Source organism: Candidatus Campylobacter infans, from assembly GCF_013416015.1.
Lineage (GTDB): Bacteria > Campylobacterota > Campylobacteria > Campylobacterales > Campylobacteraceae > Campylobacter > Campylobacter infans.
Genome location: NZ_CP049076.1, coordinates 1 through 5856, shown reverse-complemented (window position 1 = coordinate 5856; position 5856 = coordinate 1). Strand labels below are relative to the sequence as shown.

Here is a 5856-nt window from a genome sequence, read left to right as displayed (position 1 = left end):
GGAATTTGAAAAATAATTTAAAAGGCGCTCTCTCTCACTTTTCGCTCAAAAACGCGTAAAAAATTGAAATTAATTTTTTTGCTTTTTCAGGCAATAGGAAAGCGCTCGCATTCGCTCGCTTTTTTATTTAAACTGCTTTTAGCTCGCTTACGCTTGCTAAAAGCTAAATATGAATGCGTTTTGCGCTACGCTTAAACGCGTTATTATCTATCGCTACACATTGCTATTAGCTCGCATTCGCTCGCTAATAGCGTGTAGCTCAAAATTAAAAGGGGTAAAATACTGCTTGCTTTGTTTTTCTAGCGTTGCGCTATCATCTCACACAAGCTCGCGCTATAACGCCAAAAAAGAAAAAAACATTTTTGAAGTTGCGCTAACGCTTAGCGCAAGCTCGTGTTTTTTGTAGTTAGTGTGTGAGTTTTCTTGTGTTGCGTTATAACTTAGCAATTCAACGCGCTAGAACAAACGCATTCACGCGATAAAGCATTTAGCTAGCAAATAGTATTACTTAGCTTGTGAAGTCGCTTAGCGTTTAAATCTCGCGCTTTTATAGTGCTTTTGCGTTGCTAGATTTTTGAAATGAAATTTTTAAAATTATCTTGCGCGCGTTTTTAGCGTTTTGCGTGCGCGTAAATCGCTGAAAAGCTCTTAACGCATAGATTTATATTAAAAAAGCTTAAAATTGATTAGCGTGCGCGCTAGATAGCTTAAATGCGATTTTTAAAAAAATGCTGTTTTTTTGTTGTGATAGGTAAGTAAATTCACTTTGCTTTTTAGTGAGCTCGCGCGAGCTCACTAAATTTTAAAAGCAAAATTTCAATTTTTAATCTTGCGCGAGCTTGCTGCTAATAGTAAATAAAATCTTAATGGGGGTTTATTTTTTGTTTATGATACGGACTAGTAGTGGTCTGATTTAAAACGGATTTTAAACGAGAGAATTTTGCTAGAAATTTTAAAAATACTATAAAAATTTTTGCTTTTTTCTTGCTTTTTTATTAATCTTTAGATATAATTATAATGAAAAGGGCAAGTTTGCTCAATGTATTACATACATTGAGAACTTGCTCAGGGGCGCGCCCCCGAGACCCCCAAAAAAACAAAAAAGAAGTGTCAAAATTTGCTACTAACGCAAGCAACTTTTGCCCCCTTTTTTTTGTTTTTTAAATCTATTAGGACAAATCAAAAATGAATAAAAAGAACATTATTAAATCTATAAGACTAACACAAAAAGAGTTAGAAAGCATAAATCAAATTTTAGAAAACACTGATATAAGTTTTAGTGAGCTTGTCAAAAATAACATTAATTTAAGCAGACTTGATGAAATAGTAAAGTTAAAGCAAGAAAAAAACGCGCAAGAAAACGCTAAAATAAAAAGCAAATTTCTAAAAGAGATTATTTTTCAATTGCGCGCGATTGGCTACAATCTATTTATAGCGACTGAACGCGCAAGAAATAGTAAAGAGAGCAAAATTGAAAATCTGAATTACGCAGCAGAGCAAATTTATGAAGTGCTTAATAATCTCTATAATTTACTCTATATAATACATAAAAACAATGATTTTAGCATTAGCAATAAAATAGCTAATGATGAATTAGTTGCGCAAGGTGAGAGCGAAAGATTAACGCGCAAAGCTCTTAACATTCAAAGCACAATAAAACAAGAGCTAGCAAAGAATAACAATGCTTTTTAAAGTAATAGGCAGCAATTTCAGCAAAGGTGCTAATGCTGTAGAATATTGCTTAGATTTAGAAAAACACAAAAACGCCGTGCCACGCGTACTGAAAGGCAATGAAAAGCTTACAAGTATGCTTATTGATTTGAACGATTATAAAGAAAAAGCGCTTTTTGGTGTGCTATCTTTTAGCGAGAAAGCAGCAGATATTAGCGATGAAAAGAAACTAGAGATTATTAATCGTTTTGAAAAAGCTATTTTTGGCGATTATATTTTGCCACACATTAACACTTTATGGATAGAACACAGCGATAAAAACGGCAGATTAGAACTTAATGTTATTGTGCCATCGATTAATCTTACAACGCAAAAGAGCTACAAGCCTTACTACCACGCGCGCGATAAAGCACGCACCGCACTTTTTTGCGAAATAATCAATATTGAAAACAATTTTACAAGTCCTTTTGACCCTGAAAGAAAACAAGCAGTAAAAATTAAAAATAGACAATATGTCGAAGCAATAAGTGAATTCAAAAATCTAACGCAATTAGATAAACTTTTGAGAGAGTTAGTTAATAAAAAAGAACTAAATAGCCGCGATGAAATAATAGAATTTTTGAAAGAAAATAAAGTAAAGTTTAAAATACCAAAAAAACCTGACGGGACAATACTCACAGATAGAATAAAAATTCAATTACCAAATTCAAAGCGATTTAGAGATTTGCAAGGAGATATTTACGATGAGCGATTTATTAACGACCAAAGCGTTTTGGAACTCAATAGAGAAAAGCACAGAGAAATTGAAAGCTACAAGAAAACAAGAGATACTAGACATTTACACGCAATGCAAGAACGACTGCTTGGAGCAATACAAAACATTAATGAATACAATGCTGGCAGACACGCAAGCGCAATTGAAAGAGTTAGAAAACAAACTAGAGCAGAGCTTGAAGCTGCAAGAACAAATCAAGCAAGAGCAGAAGCAGAGCTTGCAGCAAGCACGCAAATTTCGCAACAAATTCACGCTAGCATTGATAGCATTAGCACAAGCAATTCTAATAGTTTTCACAGCGATACTACTAGCAACACTAGTATACAAAACCACACTAGCAGTGCTGCCATGGCTGCAAGAACATCAATTGATTTTCATGCTAATAATATTAGCAGCGATAGCACCCGTGTTTATTTGGATTTTGAGCTACAAGAGCAAGATGGATTAATGAGTAACGACATAGAATTTTTAGAATTTAAACAAGAACAAAAAAGGAAAGATGATGAATTTATTAATAAAGAGATTGAACGCAGAGAACGAGAGCTTGAACAAAGAGAACAAGAGCTTGCTAAGCAAGATAGCGAGATTGACGGAATTATTAAAAGAGAAAGAAAGCAAGATAGCGAACTTGCTAATATCACTACAAGCGCAGAACAACGAAATAAAGAGCTTGAAAGAAACATTGACAATAGCGAGCGATTTACAAAAACTATTAATGAACTTGACACCAGAGCTAGAAACACAATTAGCGAATTTATCACTAGAAAAATATCAAACTATTTTACAGAATTTAGAGAGCGAATTAAAAGAGTTAAAGACGCAGCTAGCGACTATAACACAGCAAGAAAGCTAATAAAAGACCTAAAAGATAAAAGCAAGATAGCGCAAAATAGTAGAGATTATAGCGACAGCGAGCGCGAGCAAGCAATTGCTGACATAAACAAGATTTTAAACAATCAACAGCAACAGCAACTTTTGTTTAAATTCTTTAAAACACAATTAAAACAAATAAAAGACGCGTGCGACAACGCACTAAAACAAATGAAAGCCACGCGCGAACAAGCACAACAAGAGCAAAACAATTCTTATTCTTATTCAGTCCCGCGAATGCGTATGCGATAGCGTGCGTTATCTAGCTTTTACGCTTTTTTGCTAGTGTAGTAAGCCTTGAAAAATAAATATCCAGCGTAGCAAGTTACAATAGCACCAATTTAGATTATATTTATGCTAAGCTGTTTGCCAAGAACCCTTGTCGCACATTCTAATGTATTAAGAGTGAGCGATTTATTGCTAGGGTCTAGGAGACGATTTATACTAGCACGGCTTGTGTTCATTAGCTGAGCGAGCTTAGTTTTAGTAATTTTTTGATTTTTCATTTCATTTTGCAATTGATAGGTGATAACTTTTTTTATTGCATAGCTTTGGATTTCATCAAAAGTCCCGTCTCGCTTTAAAAAATCATCAAAAGAATTTAATTCATTAGCTTTCATTGTATTTCCTTCGCTCTAAGTTTAGCCAAATTTAGCTCATTTAGCGGGGTTTTTTGGGTCTTTTTGATAAAGCCGTGTAAAAGTATCATAAAATCGCCTTTTATGGTAAAAATAACACGAGCAATGCGATTTGAGCTGATATTACTCCGCACTTCATAAAATGAGCCGCCCAAACTCCTACAAACTGGCATACCTATGGGAAAGCCGTATTCTACGACGGCTATATCTTTACCGATTATTATTCTATCGTCCTTGCTTAACTCTAAAAGCCATTCTTTCACTGGTTCTTTGCCATTTGTATTTTGATAAAATTTAGCTTGAATTTTTTTCATAGGTTATTGTATCAAAAATGGTTCATTTTTGCAAATTTCAAAATTTGTGAATTGTTATTTTAGTAATTTTCATTGTTTGTTTTTTCACAAATTTATCCCCTTGTTTTTCTTAAAAGCACGCTGTAATCATCATTTGCTTATTTGCTTAAATAATTTTTTTTCTAAGCTCTGTTTGTTTTTTTGTAATGCTCGCAAGCTTTAATTAAAGCTTGCGCTTCTTCGTAAGTTTTTATTGACATATTGTATAGCTCTTTGTTTGTCATTAGACATACATTTAAGCTTATGCTAGTGTTATTTTCTATTCGTCTAATTTCATCTAAAAAATATTCTTGTTTGTTCCAGAAAAACGCAGTCTTATTCGCGCAAAGCTCTCTTATTTTTTTGATATAGTGTGGCTCTTGCGGTTGTGCTTGTATTTGTTTTATTTTTTGCGCGTTAAGCTCTGCTTGTCTAGCTTCTAGCACGCCCGCTGGTTGTGGCTTAAAAGTGAATATTAAATGCGTAATCGTGCCCCCACGACCTCGATGCCCACGCCCGCTTTCTTTCTTTTTTTTCACTTCTAAATGTTTAAATGGAATTCTTGCGCTTTCGAATAGATTAAGTGGTTCGCTTAGTTGTTTTATTGCAGGCTTTAATATTCTAGTATCTATATCGCACATTCTATAATTTGCTGGAATATCTAAAAGTTCTCTAAAATCTGCTAATGATATACCCCACTCACCCGCAGTTCTAAACTGCTTTAAATATCTATATATCGTTTTTGTATAGCGACTATTTAGAAAAATAAACTCTTCTAACTCATATTGTATAAAATCTCGTGTTAAATAAGCGATTAAATATCTAAAATCTTCATTGACTTTTAGTCTTATTTCAGTTAATCTAGCGTTTTCCCAGTCGTTTTTTTTGCCTTCATAACAAACAGCAAATTTTGAGAAAAGATTGTAAATTTCGTGTTCGTGCTTTTCATCGTTTTTGCTTTTAACAAGTGTAAAATCTAGTTTAAAAATGTTTTCTTGTAATTTAAGCACTTTTTGTAGCATTTCGTTAGCTGTGTATCGTCTGCTAGCACTTAACGCATTTAAATCATCTAGTGTAAAAATAAAATCATCGTATTTATTGCGACAATGCGTTAAAATTCCAAAGAGCAAATTTTGCTCTAATTCGCTAAATTTGTTTATCTGCAGTTTGTGTAAATCATTGTGATATTTTACAATTTCATTCATTCAAAATCCTTGTTAAAAAAATGTAGCAACATTATAACATTTTTTAAACTACAAATCAAGTAATTGATGTAGTTTTAATTATATTTTTTGCGAAATTATAAAATATCGTTATATTAAGTATTATAAGTATATTATTTTAACAACAACATAATATTTTTAGGTAGTTGCGAATTATGAAAATCTGTCGTTTTAATAGCAAAATTCTGCTATTTTATGAAAATCTGTCGTTTTAATCAGCCAATTTTATGAAAATTTGTCGTTTTAATTATGAAAATTTGTCGTTTTAATTATGAAAATTTGTCGTTTTAATAGTCCCGCAAACGATGAACACAGCGTGCTTACAAGCACTTCCTAAAATATAATAA

At 32.9% G+C, this 5856-nt stretch carries 6 protein-coding genes; 3 read left to right on the top strand and 3 right to left on the bottom strand.

Annotation, left to right across the window (positions count from 1 at the left end; genetic code table 11):
* The first annotated feature begins 169 nt into the window (after positions 1 to 169).
* The 3 genes from CINF_RS08870 (at position 170) to CINF_RS08860 (ending at position 3568) form a co-directional block, all read left to right on the top strand.
* Positions 170 to 406, top strand: coding sequence for a hypothetical protein (locus tag CINF_RS08870; RefSeq protein WP_179975977.1), 237 nt, complete (start codon positions 170 to 172; stop codon positions 404 to 406).
* A gap of 779 nt (positions 407 to 1185) precedes the next feature.
* Positions 1186 to 1692: a hypothetical protein gene (locus CINF_RS08865; protein WP_179975976.1), complete on the top strand. Its 507-nt coding sequence runs from the start codon at positions 1186 to 1188 to the stop codon at positions 1690 to 1692.
* A complete protein-coding gene (locus CINF_RS08860) occupies positions 1682 to 3568 on the top strand; it encodes a relaxase family protein (protein ID WP_179975981.1) in 1887 nt (628 codons plus the stop codon). Before CINF_RS08865 ends, CINF_RS08860 begins: the two co-directional genes overlap by 11 nt.
* 89 nt (positions 3569 to 3657) lie before the next feature.
* Here the strand turns inward: CINF_RS08860 and CINF_RS08855 are convergent, their stop codons facing one another.
* From CINF_RS08855 to CINF_RS08845, 3 genes are all read right to left on the bottom strand, one after another.
* Positions 3658 to 3936 (bottom strand): helix-turn-helix domain-containing protein, encoded by a 279-nt coding sequence (locus CINF_RS08855; protein WP_179975980.1) that lies wholly within the window; start codon positions 3934 to 3936, stop codon positions 3658 to 3660.
* Positions 3933 to 4268: a type II toxin-antitoxin system RelE/ParE family toxin gene (locus CINF_RS08850; RefSeq protein WP_179975979.1), complete on the bottom strand. Its 336-nt coding sequence runs from the start codon at positions 4266 to 4268 to the stop codon at positions 3933 to 3935. Before CINF_RS08850 ends, CINF_RS08855 begins: the two co-directional genes overlap by 4 nt.
* 161 nt (positions 4269 to 4429) lie before the next feature.
* The gene (locus tag CINF_RS08845; protein WP_179975978.1) at positions 4430 to 5491 is read right to left on the bottom strand and encodes a replication initiation protein; all 1062 of its coding nucleotides are present in this window, start codon (positions 5489 to 5491) and stop codon (positions 4430 to 4432) included.
* Positions 5492 to 5856 lie beyond the last annotated feature (365 nt).

Coding starts and splice junctions, on each gene's coding strand:
- CINF_RS08870 (WP_179975977.1), top strand. CDS start 170: ATGAATGCGTTTTGCGCTACGCTTAAACGCGTTATTATCTATCGCTAC.
- CINF_RS08865 (WP_179975976.1), top strand. CDS start 1,186: ATGAATAAAAAGAACATTATTAAATCTATAAGACTAACACAAAAAGAG.
- CINF_RS08860 (WP_179975981.1), top strand. CDS start 1,682: ATGCTTTTTAAAGTAATAGGCAGCAATTTCAGCAAAGGTGCTAATGCT.
- CINF_RS08855 (WP_179975980.1), bottom strand. CDS start 3,936: ATGAAAGCTAATGAATTAAATTCTTTTGATGATTTTTTAAAGCGAGAC.
- CINF_RS08850 (WP_179975979.1), bottom strand. CDS start 4,268: ATGAAAAAAATTCAAGCTAAATTTTATCAAAATACAAATGGCAAAGAA.
- CINF_RS08845 (WP_179975978.1), bottom strand. CDS start 5,491: ATGAATGAAATTGTAAAATATCACAATGATTTACACAAACTGCAGATA.